17 protein-coding genes and 2 riboswitches are annotated in these 18,821 nt (G+C 34.0%); of the genes, 9 read left to right on the top strand and 8 right to left on the bottom strand.

Features of this window, described 5'->3' with window-relative positions; all coding sequences use genetic code 11:
* Positions 1 to 66: 66 nt before the first annotated feature.
* Together KFV12_RS01020 and KFV12_RS01025 are read right to left on the bottom strand one after the other, a co-directional pair.
* A complete protein-coding gene (locus tag KFV12_RS01020; RefSeq protein ID WP_239242136.1) occupies positions 67 to 738 on the bottom strand; it encodes an ABC transporter ATP-binding protein in 672 nt (223 codons plus the stop codon).
* A gap of 1 nt (position 739) precedes the next feature.
* The gene (locus tag KFV12_RS01025; protein WP_254257075.1) at positions 740 to 1,765 is read right to left on the bottom strand and encodes an ABC transporter permease; all 1,026 of its coding nucleotides are present in this window, start codon (positions 1,763 to 1,765) and stop codon (positions 740 to 742) included.
* Between the two features lie 81 nt (positions 1,766 to 1,846).
* Here KFV12_RS01025 and KFV12_RS01030 point away from each other — a divergent pair, with 81 nt between their 5' ends.
* From KFV12_RS01030 to KFV12_RS01040, 3 genes are all read left to right on the top strand, one after another.
* Complete coding sequence (locus tag KFV12_RS01030) at positions 1,847 to 2,518, top strand: response regulator transcription factor (RefSeq protein WP_254257076.1); 672 nt, start codon at positions 1,847 to 1,849, stop codon at positions 2,516 to 2,518.
* Positions 2,511 to 3,860 carry a sensor histidine kinase gene (locus tag KFV12_RS01035; protein WP_254257077.1) on the top strand — a complete coding sequence of 450 codons (1,350 nt, stop codon included), beginning with the start codon at positions 2,511 to 2,513 and terminating at the stop codon, positions 3,858 to 3,860. The genes KFV12_RS01030 and KFV12_RS01035 overlap by 8 nt, the downstream gene beginning before the upstream one ends.
* 143 nt (positions 3,861 to 4,003) lie before the next feature.
* Complete coding sequence (locus KFV12_RS01040) at positions 4,004 to 5,317, top strand: TcaA second domain-containing protein (RefSeq protein WP_254257078.1); 1,314 nt, start codon at positions 4,004 to 4,006, stop codon at positions 5,315 to 5,317.
* Positions 5,318 to 5,386: 69 nt separating this feature from the next.
* Here the strand turns inward: KFV12_RS01040 and KFV12_RS01045 are convergent, their stop codons facing one another.
* The 4 genes from KFV12_RS01045 to KFV12_RS01060 form a co-directional block, all read right to left on the bottom strand.
* Complete coding sequence (locus KFV12_RS01045; protein ID WP_254257079.1) at positions 5,387 to 8,041, bottom strand: cation-transporting P-type ATPase; 2,655 nt, start codon at positions 8,039 to 8,041, stop codon at positions 5,387 to 5,389.
* 126 nt (positions 8,042 to 8,167) lie between these two features.
* On the bottom strand, positions 8,168 to 8,956 hold the full coding sequence (locus KFV12_RS01050) for a homoserine O-acetyltransferase/O-succinyltransferase family protein (protein WP_254257080.1): 789 nt from the start codon (positions 8,954 to 8,956) through the stop codon (positions 8,168 to 8,170).
* The gene (locus tag KFV12_RS01055) at positions 8,957 to 10,234 is read right to left on the bottom strand and encodes an O-acetylhomoserine aminocarboxypropyltransferase/cysteine synthase family protein (protein WP_254257081.1); all 1,278 of its coding nucleotides are present in this window, start codon (positions 10,232 to 10,234) and stop codon (positions 8,957 to 8,959) included.
* A 91-nt stretch (positions 10,235 to 10,325) separates the two neighbouring features.
* Positions 10,326 to 10,421: riboswitch (SAM riboswitch) on the bottom strand.
* Between the two features lie 77 nt (positions 10,422 to 10,498).
* Positions 10,499 to 11,359, bottom strand: coding sequence for a PPK2 family polyphosphate kinase (locus KFV12_RS01060; RefSeq protein ID WP_239242128.1), 861 nt, complete (start codon positions 11,357 to 11,359; stop codon positions 10,499 to 10,501).
* A gap of 132 nt (positions 11,360 to 11,491) precedes the next feature.
* Between KFV12_RS01060 and KFV12_RS01065 the strand changes: the two genes are divergently transcribed.
* On the top strand, positions 11,492 to 11,959 hold the full coding sequence (locus KFV12_RS01065) for a GNAT family N-acetyltransferase (RefSeq protein WP_254257082.1): 468 nt from the start codon (positions 11,492 to 11,494) through the stop codon (positions 11,957 to 11,959).
* A 41-nt stretch (positions 11,960 to 12,000) separates the two neighbouring features.
* On the opposite strand, the gene KFV12_RS01070 is transcribed toward KFV12_RS01065, so the two are convergent.
* Positions 12,001 to 12,831, bottom strand: a complete 831-nt coding sequence (locus KFV12_RS01070; RefSeq protein ID WP_254257083.1) for a formate/nitrite transporter family protein — start codon at positions 12,829 to 12,831, stop codon at positions 12,001 to 12,003.
* A gap of 125 nt (positions 12,832 to 12,956) precedes the next feature.
* Positions 12,957 to 13,400 carry a GNAT family N-acetyltransferase gene (locus KFV12_RS01075; protein WP_302054724.1) on the bottom strand — a complete coding sequence of 148 codons (444 nt, stop codon included), beginning with the start codon at positions 13,398 to 13,400 and terminating at the stop codon, positions 12,957 to 12,959.
* A gap of 1 nt (position 13,401) precedes the next feature.
* Positions 13,402 to 13,508, top strand: a riboswitch (TPP riboswitch).
* A gap of 70 nt (positions 13,509 to 13,578) precedes the next feature.
* Here KFV12_RS01075 and KFV12_RS01080 point away from each other — a divergent pair.
* The 5 genes from KFV12_RS01080 (at position 13,579) to ahpC (ending at position 18,786) form a co-directional block, all read left to right on the top strand.
* Entirely contained in the window at positions 13,579 to 14,163 is a 585-nt protein-coding gene (locus tag KFV12_RS01080) for an ECF transporter S component (RefSeq protein ID WP_239242125.1), read from the top strand.
* A 3-nt stretch (positions 14,164 to 14,166) separates the two neighbouring features.
* Complete coding sequence (locus tag KFV12_RS01085) at positions 14,167 to 15,579, top strand: ABC transporter ATP-binding protein (RefSeq protein ID WP_239242253.1); 1,413 nt, start codon at positions 14,167 to 14,169, stop codon at positions 15,577 to 15,579.
* The gene (locus tag KFV12_RS01090; protein ID WP_254257085.1) at positions 15,563 to 16,354 is read left to right on the top strand and encodes an energy-coupling factor transporter transmembrane component T family protein; all 792 of its coding nucleotides are present in this window, start codon (positions 15,563 to 15,565) and stop codon (positions 16,352 to 16,354) included. Before KFV12_RS01085 ends, KFV12_RS01090 begins: the two co-directional genes overlap by 17 nt.
* A 287-nt stretch (positions 16,355 to 16,641) precedes the next feature.
* Positions 16,642 to 17,976, top strand: coding sequence for a sodium-dependent transporter (locus KFV12_RS01095; protein WP_254257086.1), 1,335 nt, complete (start codon positions 16,642 to 16,644; stop codon positions 17,974 to 17,976).
* A 240-nt stretch (positions 17,977 to 18,216) separates the two neighbouring features.
* Positions 18,217 to 18,786, top strand: coding sequence for an alkyl hydroperoxide reductase subunit C (ahpC, locus tag KFV12_RS01100; protein ID WP_239242122.1), 570 nt, complete (start codon positions 18,217 to 18,219; stop codon positions 18,784 to 18,786).
* Positions 18,787 to 18,821 lie beyond the last annotated feature (35 nt).

Genomic DNA, 18,821 nt, shown 5'->3' on the forward strand with positions numbered 1-18,821 from the left:
ATAAGAAATTCTCCCATAATAATAAACCAAAGACGTTAATATGTCTTTGGTTTATTATGTTTATATTTATCTTTCTTTTACCATCTTTCCGCCTTCTAAACGATAAAGATGATCGGCATATTTAAAAATACGATCATCGTGAGTGATGATGATACACGCACTTTGTTGTGCTTTTACACGTTCACGAATCGCTTCAATGACTTGTGTTGCACGCTCAAAGTCAAGACTTGCTGTAGGTTCGTCAGCAAGTATTAATGAAGGTTCATTCATGAAGGCTCGTGCAATGGCAACACGTTGTTTTTCTCCACCCGATAAATTTTTAGGATATTGTTTTGTACGATGTCCAAGACCGAAAGTGTTGAGTAATTCATCAGCACGTTTACTTGCTGTTTTTTTATCCATTTTATTTTCAAGCGCTACGTGCATCAATTGTTCTTTCACTTTTAAGAATGGAACAAGATGTGAGGCTTGAAAGATAAAACCTATTTCACTTAAACGAAGTTGTGTAAGTTCATGCTGTTTCAATGTAGTTATTGATTTATTCTCAATCAGTACATCACCACGCGTTGGTTTAAGTAATGCACCAATAATCGTGAGTAGTGTACTTTTCCCGGAACCAGATGGACCATATAGACATACGATTTCACCTGGTGCGACTTCAAAATTGATATCTTTTAATACTGTTACTTCAGTATCACCTTGTTTAAATGATTTTGTAAGATGTTTCACGTGAATCATACTATTCTCCTCCTATTGCTTCTATTGGATCAATCTTAAGCACCTTGATGATAGATAACATTACACCAATAAACGATACAAATAAGAACAGTCCAGCTAGAATCATAATAAGATTATTATTTAGATAAAATGGCATGCCTGGCGGCATAAAGTTATTGATAGCGGTAATAATAAAGATAGCTAATGACACACTAAAAATTACTATAATAAATACTTCCTGAATCAGTTTAAATATAAGTTTTTTATGACTTGTTCCAATCGCTTTTAAAATGCCGTATTCAGTTGTCTTCTGAATCGTAATGATATAGAAGAATACCGTGATGACGATAGCTGAGATTAAAAATAAGAAAAATACCATTAAGTTTAAAGGCATTTGCTCAGCTTCATAACTTGGGATAGCTTTCATCGCATCTTCAGGTATTATGATTTTAGAATGTTTTAAGTCTTGTTTTAACTCTTTAATTGAAACATTGTCTAATACATGTTGATTAATGATTGCTGTGTTGATAGCTTCATGTGGTACAACTTTGTTATAAGTTGCTTGATTAACAAGACCTACAGGCATGTGCGAATACATTTGAAATTTTTCAAAGTCTGAAATACGTAAACTTTCATTGCTATCTACAATATTTAGTTTATCTTTTAAGTCATACGACTTGTTAAGATGAACATCTAGAGCGACATCGCCTTCTTTTGGCAATGCATGTAATTTAGAAATGGTAGTCAGTAAAAACTTATCGTTGTTTTGAATTTTAATCGGTTGCATCTGAACTAAAGGAATATTAAAATCTTTTAAAACTTTTACATCTTCTTTATCAAGTGGTGCGTTGAGCAAATTGTTATCTGCATCTTCTGAAACGACAAAATACTTACCATCCATATGTTCTATAAATGAAATATTATCTTTTCCTAAACCTTGTGCTAAACTTGAAACAAATAATACCAGAAATGCTAATAGAAATATGATTGCTGCAATCAATACATATTTCATTTTGTAATACTTAATTTCTTTAAGTGCTAAATTCATAATGATCACCTTTCTCGTTTTGTTGATAGTGTTATCATAAACAATCAATATGAACAGAATATGAACAAAGGAGTATATTGGATGAAAAATAAAATTTTAATTGTAGATGATGAACAAAGTATAAGAAATCAAGTGGTGGAAGGATTTATAAAACATCATTATGAAGTATATAGCGCAGGTAGTGGAGAGGCTGCCCTTAAAGTTCTGGAAAATGAGAAGATAGATTTGTGTGTAGTTGATATTATGATGCCCGGAATGAACGGATTTGAATTATGTGAAACGATAAAAGAGAGTCATCAACTGCCGGTTATTATGCTTACAGCACGTGATGCGTTGGGTGATAAACGCATCGCATTTGAAGCGGGTAGTGATGACTATGTTACAAAGCCTTTTGAATTTGACGAATTACTTTTTAGAGCGAATGCAATCTTGAAACGTTATAACTTAGATATCACATCAATTAAAATAGGAAATGTGGAACTAGACCAGGATTCATATGAACTCCATATACATCAGGACACACTTTATTTGCCACGTAAAGAATTTGAACTACTGTATTATTTAGTTAAACATCAACCTAATATCGCTACGCGTGAGCAATTAATTGAAGCAATTTGGGGGCTTGATTTTGAGGGAGATGAACGTACCGTGGATGTTCATATTAAACGTATACGGAAGCGATTAGAAAATTATGATACGCAAATGGAAATCGTAACAGTACGTGGTGTAGGGTATAAGGTGCATCATGTTTAAACATTTATCTACAAGGTTTATTGTTACAATGCTTCATGTCATGCTCATTAGTGCAGTAATTGCTTTTGTAATTTCTAATATGTATTATCACGTCATATTGAAAGAACAAAATGATGCAAGGGTGACGCAAGTATTATTATCTCAAAAAAAATATATTGAAAAACACCCTGAAATAAAACCACAAGCGTTTTTTGCGCAACTTGGGGATTTGAATTTTCAAGTACTGGCAATCAATAACCATGATTTAAAAGAAAATTATGGAACAAAATTTAGATTAGATAACCTCAAATTAGATACGATTAAAATGGAACGAGATGGCGTTTATCACGGTATTAAAAATCGCCCATTCAATCTATTTATCACTGGATTTTTTGATAATGAATCAAGAAATACAGTAGGCACGAAAATGCAGATCAATCATCAGCAATATACAGTATTTATAAGACCAGATGTTGGTGAAAGTATGCATGAATTTCGATCATTTTTAGCGGTATTACTGCTTTTAACGATTGTCATATCAATATTGCTCGTCTTTATTTCTTCTAAGTTTATTGTGCATCCAGTAATCGAACTAAAAAAAGCTGCACAACGTATTGGTGAGCAGAGTGGTTATCAAACATCGGTTAATCGTAAAGATGAATTAGGTGTCCTTGCTGAAGAAATGAATGAGATGAGTAAGAAGATAAAGCAACATGAGGAAATCAATCAGCGCTTTGTGGCAAATGTAAGTCATGAAATACAATCTCCAATTACAAATTTAATCGGACAAATAAAAAAATTGAAAGAAACACAAGATTTGAGTTTACTTAATCAGATTGAACATCAATCATTACGTTTAAGTGGTCTGACGAAGCAGTTATTACTTTTATCCTCAATTGAGCAGAATAAAATATCATTAACGAAACAAAACTTTAATTTTAAAATGCTTATTCAGGAAGTTATTCGAGATAATATGTACACTATTAATCAGAAAGATATATTTTTGAGTACCACGTTAGAAGATGTATATGTCCTGGGAAATAGAGATTTATGCTATCAAATGATTACTAATTTATTATCGAATGCGATTAAATATAGTCCGAATGACAGTGAAATTCATATTGAACTGAAAGAAGAACAGAATAATAAACAATTCATTATTGAAGATTATGGTCATGGGATGACTGATGAGACGAGAAAAATGATTTTTGAGCGTTTCTATAAGTCGAATGTGAACGAAGATAATGTCACTTCAAATGGTCTAGGCATGGCAATCGTTAAAGTGATATTAGATGTACATGACTTTACTATCGATATTGAGAGTGAAATAGATATGGGAACAACGATAAAAATCAAACTTTAAAAAGCATAATAAGTGATTAACTAGCTTAAAGTAACAAATAAATAATCAGAATTATTTTTCGGATTAATTGAGGCTTATAGGTTCGTTTTGTGCTATCAGATATAATTAGGAGTATATAGTAAATTATACTCCTGGAGGTTATTATGAAATACTGTAAAAATTGTGGACATGAATTAAAACCAAATCATAAAGTCTGTACGAACTGTGGTACAAAAGTTGAACAAAAAGAAGACCAAATTGTGACGCCGATTCAAAATTATGAAAAAACACAAAATCAAACATTTACAGATCAATACACAAATGTATCACAGCAAACAAAAATTCAAAGACAACCGATGTCTAAAAAAGCGATAATTTTATTAAGTACAGTAATAGGTTTTATTGCTTTATTAGCTCTGGCTTATTTTATACTTGGACAGCAATTTTCTTACAATAATTCTGTCACTGCTATTACAAATGCAATTCAAAAAGATGATGCCAAACAATTATCGGATCTTTTAAAAAGTGGAGATGCTTACCTTTCTGAAGAAGAAGCTAAAGCTTATATTGCATACAATAAAGCGAAGGGTATTGATCTAAAGACAAGCCTATTAGAAGCGAAAAAAGAAATTGATAATAACGAAAGTGGTACATCTATTACACATGACGCTAGTGAAGTAATGAATGTAGCAAAAGACGGAAAAAAGTATGGCCTATTTGATAAATATAGCTTCAAAGTCCCTCAGAAAGAAATCTATTTATCACCCGGTTCAGATGGTATTTTGAATTATAAAGTTAATGATAAACCTGTTGCAATTGAAACAACAATGTATGAGCAAGTTAAATTAGGTAACTTTGTATTAGGAGATTATCAATTTGATGCTCAAAAAGAAATAGAAGATGAAAAGATTAATGGGGAACTAGTTATTAATATGAGTGAATCCGATGTTGCAGTTGAAAAATTTGATGAAGATAAGATTGCAGAGTTTCAGGAACGTTCTCAAGAAAGACAAGAATTGATGCAGGAAGAACAAGAAGAGCGTAGAACAATAGATACGAGTTCAAGAGATTTTCTGAATTCTTATATGTCTAAAGATAGAACAGATGGCTATAACGATATTGAAATTGGGATGGATAAAACAGAAGTTGAACAATTATTAGGTGATGAATCAGATTTAGTAGATCCTGATAATGACAACTTATTGAAATATGGGAATATGGGTATTGAATATAAAGGTGATAAAGTAGAACAAATCTATATTATCCCGAATGCTTACGATGTCGCAACGAAAGATGAAGCAGAGGAAGCGTGGCAACCGAATGACTGGAATGGGGAGATGAATGGAGATTCCGCCCAGGTTATAGATAATGATAGAAAAGGAAATAATTTTGCAATACTTATTGTTTATGACGACGATGATAATATCAAATATATATTCCAGCAGAAACAAACAAAAGATGATCCATGGATAGAATAACATACTATTCATTATAAATACCCGTAGCACACTTAAACGTGCTACGGGTATTTGTTTATGCGAAATATCTTATGCCTCATATTTAAATATGTTTCTTGTAATCCATTTCTCGATTTCAATCAGGATAAAAACAGCAGTTCCGATACCTAACGGAATCACCCATTGTGAAAATGTTAGTGGAGCAGTTTTTAATATCGTATTAAAAAATGGCACATACGTAATGAGTAATTGTAGTGTGATGAATAAACCAGAGACGATAAATGCGACTTTATTCTTAAAGAAATCTTGATTAATTGCAAATTGATTTAAGTGTCGGCAATTAAATAGATGGAAGATTAAAGCAAATACTAGTGATTGCAATGTGATTGTATTCAGTACAGTTTTATGTAAATCAAGATGACTTAAATACATATTTGCAAGAAGTATTCCACCAGCTACAATGACTGATACGAGTAGTATTCTAAATAAGAAATAATGACTTAGTAACGGTGTAGATTTATGTCTTGGCTTTCTGTTCATTGCACCTGGTTCGAGAGGTTCAAATGCAAGTGCAAAAGATATGGTAATCGCTGTTACCATGTTCACCCAAAGTACCTGGATAGGAGTAAGTGGTATGGATATGCCGAATAGAATCGCTGCTAAAATGAGTAGTCCTTGAGAACCGTTTGTCGGTAAAATGAATAGTATTGTTTTCTTCAGGTTATCATAGACACGACGTCCTTCACGTACCGCATCTACAATTGTTTCAAAGTTATCGTCAACCAGTATCATACGCGCGGCATCTTTAGATACTTCAGTTCCTTTAATGCCCATTGCAACACCGATATCAGCACGTTTTAATGCTGGTGCATCGTTAACACCATCACCGGTCATTGATGTTATTTCATCATGTTTTTGCAATGCTTTTACGAGTTGTAATTTATTCTCCGGACTTGTTCTAGCAAACACATCGTATTCAATCGCGGCTTCGTATAATGTTTCTTCATTCATATTATCGAGTTCGCGACCTTCAATGGCCTTAGTACCATCACCGATTCCGAGTTGTTTCCCAATTGCCATTGCAGTTTCTTTATGGTCACCTGTAATCATTTTTACTGCAATTCCGGCTTTTTGACATTCTTTTACTGCTTTTATTGAAGATTCACGTGGAGGATCTATAATCCCTACTAACCCAAGCAAGGTGATGCCACTTTGTAAATCGTCATGTGAGAGTGTGGTTGTGTCACTAGGCACATCTTTATATCCTGCTGCAATTAATCGTTTACCTTCTTTAGCGATTACACTTAGTTTATTTTCCCAGACCTGCCTATCATCAGAATTGGTAAATACACGATCAAATATTCTGTCAGGTGCTCCTTTAATATAAATACGTTTCTTGCCCTGATCTTCGACGAGATATGCCATATATTTATAAAGTGAATCAAATGGGATTTTATCGATTGCCTGTAAGTTTGGAATTTCTAAATTAGTTTTATGTACGAGTGTCATTAAGCAGCCTTCAGTGGGCTCACCGGTAATTTGAAAATGACCATTTTCATCTTGTGAGAGACGTGCTTCATTGACTGTTTTAACGCATGTTAGGAACTGGTATAATTCTTGTTCTGCTTCTGGTGTTTCAGTATGCTTGGGTATAATTTCTCCGATTGGTTCATAACCTGTGCCCGTAACTTCATAACGATTATGCATTAAATCAATTGAAGTTACAGTCATTTCGTTTTTTGTAAGCGTACCAGTTTTATCGGTGCAAATCACGGAAACTGAACCTAAAGTTTCCACTGAAGGTAAGTTCTTTACGATGGCATTATTCTTTGCCATCGACTGAACACCAAGTGCTAAAATAATTGAAATAACAGCAGGTAATCCTTCAGGTATGGCACCAACTGCAAGCGCGATAACAGATAAGAGTAGTTCGCCGGCTGGATAATTGTGATAAAACAAACCAAATAAATAAATTGCGATAGAAATTACAACAATACCAATACTCACTGATTTACCGAACTGACCGGTTTGTTGCATCAATGGGGTTGTCATCTGTTCTGTGTCAGTCATTGCCTGATTAATCTTACCAAGTTCAGTGTCTTTGCCGATTGCAACAACTACACCGATTCCAGAACCTGAAGTAATAGATGAGCTTGAATAAGCCATATTTTTTCTATCACCGAGTACAGCATCTTCTGAGATTTGACGTGTATTTTTTTGGACTGGGACAGATTCACCGGTTAAAGCTGACTCTTCAATCTTTAAATTATTCGCTTCTATTAATCGTAAGTCTGCAGGTATCTTCTCACCGGATGATAAAATAACGATATCTCCGATTGTCAATTGTTCGCCTGGAATAGTTTGACTGCGACCATCACGAATTACTACGGCCTCACTCGTCATCATTTTACGAATACTTTCTAATGCTTTTTCAGCACGCGATTCCTGTACATAACCAATGATTGCATTAATCACTGCAACAAGAATGATAACCGACATATCAAGAAAGTGTCCTAAAAATCCTGTAATCGCTGCAGCAACTAGTAATACATATATTAAAATATCGTTAAAGTGGCCGAAAAACTTAATGATTTTAGGCTTCTCTCGCTTTGCTGGAAGTGCATTTAGACCATAAGTTGACTGGTTTGCTTCCACTTGTTCATGGGACAAACCGCTATTTATTGAGGTGTTAAACACATGAAGTGTGTCATCGATAGAGCGTTGATGCCATTTTTCATTTTTCATAACGAACATTCCTTTGCGTATAGTATTACTCTTATCGTAACGCAAATAATTAAGTAATTCTAACGAAAGGAATGTATATAAAAGGAATTAACACAATGTTTAAAATTTTGTAAACTTTTAACATTATCACTTACTTTTGTCTGTGCTAAGTATCGTTACAAAGGCATTGAAGAATGAATCAGCAAAAGGTTTCCATCGCTGTATTACCAAATCACTAGAATTATCATGAGCGTAGTAATTTTCAAGGAATGAAATTGTTAGCCCTTTTTTACAATCACGAATATATTCCGTATGCAGCGTATTAGGTGCATACTCTAAATGGCCATTAATATAAATATCTTTATTATCTTTTGATATTAATAAATCTGCACCAAATTCAGGATGAGTGCTGATTATGGTTAAGTCAGTCTTATCTTTAATATCTTGTATCACAAAATTTGTATAGCGTGATTGGGGTATATAGTAGCTTTGAAAATTATTTGTTAAAGGATGATCCACCAGAACATTATAAGCATATACACCAAACAATTTCTTATTACCTTTAAAAGTGAATTTCTCAATATTGTAATAGTGATGTAACGCAAATTGTGCTGCCCAGCAAATAAACAACCGCGTATGTTGTTGCGCTTTAGACCAATCTATGATGCTTTTAAGTTCTTCATAATAATAAACAGATGCAAAAGGAAGATGCTCTACAGGTGCTCCTGTTACGATTAACGCATCATAATCGTATCGTTGAGCTTGTTCGAAATTTATATAATGTTGCTTAGCATAATTTCTTTTTTCAGTATTTGTTTGATGTGTATCTAAATATAAAAAATCAATCATAGCTGTTTTAAAATGATGTTTAAACTGCAGTTCCGTTTCGAATTGATTTGGCATTAAATTAACGATTAGAATACGAGGAACAACCAATTAAATCACACTTAATCCTTGTTCCAGGTCTGCGATAATATCATCGATATGTTCAATGCCAATAGAAATTCGAATCGTTTCTGGACTTACACCTGCTGCGAGTTGTTCATCTTCTGTAAGTTGTGCATGTGTAGTAGAAGCGGGATGAATGATAAGCGATTTTGCATCTCCAACATTTGCAAGTAAAGAGAAGAGCTCAAGTGATTCGATAAACTTCTTACCGGCTTCACGTCCACCTTTAACTCCGAACGTAAAGATAGAACCTGCACCTTTCGGTAAGTATTTTTCTTGCAATGTTTTGTATGGACTGTCTGGTGTATCTGCATATTTAATCCAGGCAATCTTATCGTGATTGGAAAGAAACGCGATTACTTTTTGTGTATTTTCCACGTGACGCTCTACACGAAGCGAAAGTGTTTCTAATCCTTGGGTTAATAAAAATGAATTGAACGGTGAAATTGCTGCACCAGTATCTCTGAGTAGGGTTGTGCGTATCTTAAAGGCATAGGCAGCTTCACCAAAAGCTGCGGTAAAAATGAGATTATGATAGCTTGGATCAGGTTCGGATAAGTTTGTAAACTTACCATTATCCCAGTCAAAATTACCACTATCAATAATGACGCCACCAATTGAAGTACCATGTCCTCCTATAAATTTCGTTGCGGAATGTACGACAATATCTGCACCAAACTCAATTGGACGACACAGATAGGGAGAAGCAAAAGTATTATCGACGATTAAAGGAATACCATGATTGTGTGCAATGTTTGCAAGCGCTTCAATATCTTCAACATTTCCTTCAGGATTACCGATAGTTTCTACAAAAATAGCTTTTGTATTATCTTTTAATGCCTCTTTTACATGTTCTAAATTTGTCGTATCCACGAGTGTTGTTTCAATACCGAATTTCTTAAATGTGTGTTCGAATAAAGTGTGTGTTCCACCATATAAACTTGTAGTTGCTACGATGTGGTCACCGCTGTTCGCAATCGTTTGTATCGCATAAGTAATGGCAGCCATTCCTGAAGCGACAGCGACACCTGCTACACCACCTTCAAGTTCAGCAACACGTGTCTCAAAAGCAGCTGTTGTAGGATTTGTAAGTCTTGAATATATGTTACCTAATTCTTTTAAACCGAAGAGATTTGCAGCATGTTCCGTATCGTTGAATATAAATGATGTTGTTTGATAAATCGGAAGTGCACGTGCGTTCGTTTCCTTGTCGATAACTTGTCCTGCATGAACTTGCAGAGTTTCAAATTTGTAATGATTTGTCATAATGAATTCCTCCTGGCATTAAATTGTATTCCACACTAAATTTAATAAGAGGAGCAAAAAAATGAGCCTACCTCAAAGAAGTAGACTCATAAGCTCATCTTTCAGGTTATACCTGCTGGAATTAGCACCTAATTGAATAGGTTGCTGGGTTTCATAGGGCCAGTCCCTCCACCACTCTGGATAAGTAATATTTAGTTGTAAGAATTAAACATAATTCTAAAACGATTATTCTGAATTGTCAAATATTTATTTTGAAATTATTTGTTAGTTATTTTTTAATTTATTGATATATTCCTCTAGTTTCTGTTGATTTTCTTGTGAAATTTCAGGAAACTCAGGTTTTAATCGCTTTATTGTATCTATCATAACTTCTGTAACGATACGTCTTGTATGCCATTCATCATCTGCAGGTAAAATGAACCACGGACTATGTTCAGTAGATGTAGCTTCTAACATTTCAGAGAATATTTTTTGATAGTCATCCCAATACTCACGTTCTTTTACGTCATTGAATGAAAACTCCCAGTTCTTATCTTTATTAGTCATTCGCTCAAGTAAACGATCACGTTGCTCATCTTTGGACATGTTGAAGAAGAATTTAATCACTTCAAATCCATTTTCAGTTAAATAACGTTCATAGTCATTGATTTGACGGTATCGTGTTTTCCAAATTGATTCATCTATTTCATTATTTGGCGTTTCATGTTCTTCAACAGAATCATGTATTCTTGGCGCAAGTACATCTTCATAGTATGAACGATTAAAAATTCCAATTTGCCCACGCTCAGGTAACCCTTCATGATAACGCCATAAATAGTCGTGTTTAAGCTCTGTGTCATTCGGCTTACCGAAAGAAGTAGTCTTTAATCCTTGTGCACTTAGGTTAGAGAAGATATAACTGATAACTTCATCTTTTCCGGCGGCATCTAGTGCCTGCAGCACAACGATGATACCATTTTTTTCAGCAGCATGTAATTTTAGATGGAGCTTTTCAAGTTTTTCTGTTAAATCAGGCATGATATCGACTTTTATTTTATCGTTATTTTGTTTTTCATTTTCTGATGTTTTATAATTATTGAAATCAAATTTAGTATTGGGTATTACTTTATATTGGTTAATGTCCATAGAAACCCTCCATATCTTTTTTGAATGTTTTCCCTAGCAGATATAGAAGTAAACAGTATTTATATCAATTTGTTATAATTTAATAATAATCCTTATGCAATAAGATGACTTAAGAGAGGAAGAGAGCACTTTATGAAACTTATTCGATATACAAAAAACCACGAAGATTTACTATTACAATTTAAGTTAACTGAAGAACAATTAAAGTTTGTGAAAAGTCCGGAAGTAAACATCAGTGTGGCAAAAGAAGATACTAATCGCACACCAATTTTTGGACTAAATGAAGCGGGAATACCTGTTGTATTTTTTGTGTTACATGAACATAGTGAGTTTGAAAACAAATTTGAAGTGGATAACAGTATATACATAAGATCTTTTGCGACTGATTATAGGCATTTAAGAAATGGTTATGCAAAACAAGCGTTAATTGCTTTACCGGAATTCATTATGAGTCATTTTCCGCATATAAAATATATAACGTTACTTGTGGATGTCCCTAATACGGTTGCACACGACATGTATTTAAAACTTGGATTTGAACAAGGTAATCAAATAGAGGGCGAAAGATATCCAGCTTATTGCATGATCAAAAAAATATAAAAAATGCGTGAAGTTTACACTTCACGCAAATAAAAAGTTATTTAGTTTCTGATGACATCGTCTCTTCTACCGTTTAAGTATGCATAAACTAATCCGATAAATAAACCACCACCGATATAGTTACCGATATATGCGTAGAAAATATTTTTGAGTACATCGATCCAAGATAATGCATCGATATTGTAGAACATCATTCCGGCAAACAATCCAGCATTGTAAACAACGTGTTCGTAAGCCATAAATACAAAGATAACTACTCCGATACCGATAAAGAATACTTTAGCTAATACTTCCTTACATTGTAATGAAATATAAATACCGATATTGATAAAGAAGTTAGCGAATATCCCTTTAATTAGAATTGCATGCCAACTTGATGCTATTGTTTTTGCATCTACTGTTTTTGTTAATGCTGCTACCATTTCAGGTGTCATAACTTTAGTGCCTGTCATCATTCCAAATAAGATAAATCCACCAATAATATTTCCCAGGAAACATAACGTAAATATTTTTATAATTTTACCCATTGTGATTGTTTTGAAATAATAACCCACTGTAAAGAACATAAAGTTACTTGTTAATAATTCAGAATTAGTAAGTACGATCATTACGAGTGCGATACTGAATGCAATTGCCCCTACTAAATTGATAAGCCCTGCATTTTCAGTTGAAGCAAATTGTGTCTTAGCTGCAAGTTGAAGCACTGCCATAATAGCTAGTAAAAAACCTGACATAATCGCTTTTAACATATAGCGCCCAGGTGTCTTATCTACCATCACTTCTTTCATTGCTACTTGATTTAATACGTTTTCAATGTTGCCTTTCGAAGCATAAGTATCTTCGATAGTTTTAGCTGGAATTTCAATAGACATTTTAGTGCCTCCTCATGTGTTTTTATCACAGTAAATTTAAAAAAATAAATTAAAATATGAATATACAACTATATTATATCCGTTATATAAAAAAGTGTATAGACTCATTTGTGAAAAAGATAACATTATATAATTTTAAGCGCCATGATAAAATCTGTTTGTGCTTCATCGCCCATTTGAAAGACATGAGAATCTATATGTTTAAATCCCATTCTATTGTAAAATGCAAGGGCATTTTGATTATGCTCCCACACGCCTAACCAAACTTTTTTTAAATGATAATACTTAGCACGTTCAATTGCTTTGTTGTAAAGATGTTTACCAATGCCTTGTTTTTGGTAGCGATTATCAACATAGATGCGTTCAATTTCAAGTGTATCTTCTCCCATAGCTTCAGTTTGTGCATCATTTATATTGATTTTTAAATAACCTGCAACGTCATTATCTGAGTAAGCGAAATAGAATTCTGAATTGGGGTTGTTCAATTGGGCTTTCATCTTTTCTTCGGTGAAAGAAATTTTGAGTTGACAAAATTTAGTTTCGCGAGTACTGTAAAAATAACAAATCAAATAAGCGCACTAGGGGTGTTTTATTAAAAACTGAGATAAGGCTGTAGCCTTAGACCCTTTGAACCTGATCTAGATGATACTAGCGTAGGGAAGTGTATAGTCACAGTATAAGTGTGGCTATTTTTCCGTACGCAGTCTTCTCTATAGAAGGATGCGTATTTTTTATGGAGGAATGAAAATGAACAGAAATAGTCAGGGTTTGAAGTTGTCAGAAATTTTAGTGACAGTATTAGTAGCAGTATTATTTGCAGTAGCGTACAATTTTGTCTGGTTACCTTATGAGGCAATGAAACCACTGGGGCTACATTTTGAACAGTTAATATATGGTGTTTGGTTTATGGCTGCAGTTGTGGCGTATTTAATTGTTCCAAAAGCAGGAATTGCATTACTGGCTGAGTTTGCAGCAGGTGCAGGAGAGACAATTGTAATGGGGAAATTTGATATTCCGACGTTTGTTTTTGCATTTTTACAAGGTTTGGCATGTGAATTTGTATTTATGTTATTCAAATATCAATCACGTAGCATGATGGTGTGTATATTAGCGGGCGTTGCAGCTGCAATTATAAGTCTGCCAGTTGAGTATTTCTATGGATATATGTCTGAAGTAGCAGGATGGAACGTGCTGCTTTATATTATAATGCGTTTGATTAGTGGCGCATTAGTAACCGGGGTGTTGTCATATTTAATTGTTAAAGCATTGGATCAGACTGGTGTAACGAAGCTATTCAGAACATCAACTCAATCAGATTACGATAGTTTATAGATGATGTTATCTGTTAGAAATTTAAGATTGAAATATCCCGGTGAAACAGAAAAGATATTTGACGGTATCGATATTACGATAGCAGAGAAAGAAAAAGTATTATTGCTCGGACCTTCAGGTTCTGGAAAGAGCACATTGTTGAACGTACTAAGTGGCATCGTCCCTGAGTTGATCGATTTACCGATGAAATATGATGTATTAGAACGGGACATGAATGCTAGTGTTATATTTCAGGATCCAGACAGTCAATTTTGTATGCCGAAAGTATACGAAGAACTAGCTTTTATTCTGGAAAATCAAAATGTTGATAAATCGCAAATGAATCAATTAATTAATGATGTTTTGATTAAAGTAGGACTGGATGTTGAACCCTCACAACAAATCAATCAACTCAGTGGCGGTATGAAACAGAAACTCGCAATTGCTGGGTCATTGCTGCAGAATGCTGATACGTGGTTTTTAGATGAACCTACAGCGATGCTCGATAGCGATGCAACAAAGCATTTATGGGAATTGATGATCGATTTATGGCAGGATAAGACAGTACTTATCGTAGAACATAAAGTTGAGCATATCTGGCGATATGTTGATCGTATTATTCTGATGGATGCTGATGGTAAGTTGGTTACACAAGGCACACCACAAATTATTCTTGAGCAACATGAAGATTTATTGAACCAGTATGGTGTATGGCATCCTAATGCATATAAGTGTGCACCAAAACCATTGCATTATGAGCATATGTCAAATGAATTTGAACTCGTGTTAAAAGATGTGGCAGTAAAACGTAAAGAAAAGACGTTGTATCATATTGATAAACTTGTCGTTAGCAGTCATGAATGGATTGCGATTACTGGAAAGAACGGAACAGGAAAAACAACGTTATTAGAATCTTTGATGCAGCTTATCCCGTATAAAGGTTTGATGCAATACGATGATAAAACTTTGAAGAAAGTAAAAGATGCAGCGCGTAATATGTACCTCGTCTATCAAAATCCTGAACTGCAATTTATTCAAGGTAGTGTATACGATGAAATCTTCTTTAACTTTCAATTTTTAGATAAAAGCCGAGCTGGGGAACGTACATCAAATTTATTAAAGCAATTAAATCTGTACCATCTAAAAGATCGTCATCCTTTTGAACTTTCCATGGGACAAAAGAGAAGATTAAGTGTTGCGACTGCATTGAGTACAAAAGCTGATATTGTGTTACTAGATGAACCGACATTTGGGCTGGATAGTCATAATACGTTCGAACTTATTGAATTATTTAAAGCGCGTGTGCAATCTGGTCAAACGATTATTATGGTGACGCATGATGACGAAATCATAAAGCGATATCCTTCTACCGTGTTACGCATTCAGGATGGAATACTTTCTGAAATGAGGAGGGGTGATGATGTACGAACAGTTTAAGATATATCATACATTTATGGATCATGTGAATGTGATTACGAAGTTGATATTAGGGGTTTTACTATTTGCACTTGTCATATTCATTCATCATTTTGACTGGATGCTATATCTAGCGATTATTATGTTTATCTTTATGATTGGATTGAGTGGTGTGCGTTTGAAACTTATTACGGCTTTTGTAAGTGTAATGCTATTATTTAGTTTCACTTCGTCATTATTTATGATTTTCTATGGTGACGGCAGTACTACGCTATTTCAATGGGGCATCGTGCATATTACAGAAGAAAGTTTATATAGAGGAATACATTTATCACTTAGAACAATTACAGTCAGTTTCTTTGGTTTAAGTATTGCGTTTACAAGTGAAATTGTAAAAGTATTCTATAGTTTGATGCAACATTTAAAGGTGAAACCTAAATATGCCTATGCCTTTATGGCAGCAATCCGTATGGTGCCGATGATGTTTGAGTCATTCTTCCAATTACGCAATGCATTGAAAATGCGTTATCACGTTATAGATTCGAGCCAATACAGAGGATTGAATCGCATAAAGCATTTGATTATCCCGCTATTAAGTCAAAATATTAGACGTGCACATCGTCTGTCTGTTGCAATGGAGAAAAAAGGATTCCATAATGGTACTAGAACTTACTATTACCATGTGCCATTTAGCTATCGGGATATTTTATTGATAGCTGTCTTTTTGATAATGGTTGTAAGTGCTTATTTATTGGCAATGTATTTTCCGATAACGCATATAACAGATGTACGTTAAATAGATTTGTTTGACGCATAAACAATATACTGATAGAATTATCAGTAATCTTAAACAAGTGAGGTAATTTAGAATGAAGACTTTTGTACAGAACAGTGCAAAATTAAATATGTGGTGGCAGCTGTCATAACTTATATTTATGCCCGTCATAGATATAAGTGTCTATGGCGGCTTCATTCGCGTTACTTGAGGCCGGTTGCGTATGCATAAGGTCTCTTTTTTGAGGTCAATGCATGTGCATTGGCCTCTTTTTTGTTTAAAAAATTATATGAAGTGAGGGATTACACATGGAAAAAAGAACTGTTTGGGGATCGAAAATTGGTTTTATATTAGCAAGTGCAGGTTCGGCGATAGGGCTTGGTGCGATGTGGAAATTCCCGTATGTCATGGCTGATAATGGTGGTGCAGCATTTTTAGTATTGTTCATGATATTCACATTATTTATAGGTATGCCGTTATTACTAGCAGAATTTGTAATAGGTAAACATGGAAAGACGTATAGCACAGAGGTATTCGGAAAAATTACTGGTAATAAATATTTTAACCTAATCGGTCATATCGGTAATGTTGGTGTTTTCTTCTTACTTAGTTTTTATAGTGTAATTGGTGGATGGATTTTACTCTATATGATGAGGACTGTTTATGTAATAGTTACAAATCAACACACGAAGAATTACGAGGGATTATTTGGTCAATTGATTAGTAACCCGATATATGTAATACTTGGCGCTGCATTATTTATTTTTCTTACTGCGATAATTGTTTCCCGTGGTATTCAGGATGGGATTGAAAAAGCTTCAAAAATCATGATGCCTATGTTGTTTATTGCATTTATTGTGATTATCATTCGTTCTTTAACGCTTCCAAATGCAATGGATGGTGTTGTATATTTTCTGAAACCTGATTTTAATTCACTGAATGCAGAAGGCGTACTTTTTGCTTTAGGTCAATCATTCTTTTCGCTTTCAGTAGGGTTTGGTGGCATGTTAACATATGCATCGTATTTAGATAAGAAGACGGACATTGTCCAATCTGCCTTTTCTGTTGTAGGTTTAAATATACTGGTTACGATACTAGCAGGTCTTGCAATATTTCCTGCGACTGCCTCACTAGGTATTGATAATACGCAAGGTCCGGGTTTATTGTTTATCGTTTTACCGTATGTATTCGATCAGTTGCCGTTCGGCAGTATCTTTTATCTTATATTTTTATCGCTATTCTTTTTTGCAACTATTACTTCATCTATCTCTTTAATTGAAATTAATGTTTCAAATGCAATTAAAAATGAAGAAAAGAAACGAAAAAAATATGTGTATGCAATCGCCTTACTATTGTTTATTTTATGTATACCTTCTGCATTATCGAATGGTACTTTAAGCCAGATGAAGTTTTTAGCGGGAACATTCTTTGATAATATGGATTATTTAGTTTCGAATATTATGTTACCGATTGGAGCATTATGTTATGCGTTATTTGCGGGTTACAAACTAGATGCTGTAATTGCAAAGCAGGAATTAATGGATGAAAAATATCGAGGGTTATTTAAACTTTGGGCATTCTTGCTGCGCTATGTTATTCCGCTAGTTATACTGGCTGTATTTGTTACTTTAATGCTCAAGTAAATGAGAATAAGTTACTGTAATTGATATTGAAAAAAGTAATCTTTATGCCATTTAAATACAGTAACTATTTTTATTCAAAAAAATATTAAATAATACGTCAAATATTTTTCACAATTTTAAAGTTTGAGTTGGTTGACTTAAAACGAGCATCATGTAATAATAAGTTTTGTAGAGATTAGAATTATTCTAATCTGGGGGCTGTCTAAAATAACTTATTTAAATTCTCAGGAGGAATTACACATGTCATTAATTAACAAAGAAATCTTACCATTTACTGCGAATGCTTATGATCCAAAATCAGATGCGTTTGTTGAAGTATCAAATGAATCAATGAAAGGTAGCTGGAATATCGTATGCTTCTACCCAGCAGATTTCACTTTCGTTTGTCCAACTGAATTAGAAGATTTACAAGATCAATATGAAACGTTACAAGGTTTAGGAGTTAACGTATATTCTGTATCATGTGATACGCACTTTACACATAAAGCATGGCATGATCATTCAGAAGCTATCAGCAAAATTCAATATACAATGATTGGTGACCCATCTCACGTTATTGCTAACAACTTTGATGTATTAGATGAAGAAGCAGGCCTTGCACAACGTGCGACATTCTTAATCGATCCAGATGGTGTTGTTCAAACAATGGAAATCAACAATGATGGAATTGGTCGTGATGCTTCAGTATTAGTAGACAAAGTTAAAGCTGCTCAATATGTAGCTAGCCACGATGGTGAAGTTTGTCCTGCAAAATGGAAAGAAAGCGGAGAAACTTTAACACCTGGTTTAGACTTAGTTGGTAAAATCTAATTTAATCAACAATAAATAAATATTAAAAGACTGCC

This window comes from Macrococcus epidermidis (genome assembly GCF_024205965.1).
GTDB lineage: Bacteria > Bacillota > Bacilli > Staphylococcales > Staphylococcaceae > Macrococcoides > Macrococcoides epidermidis.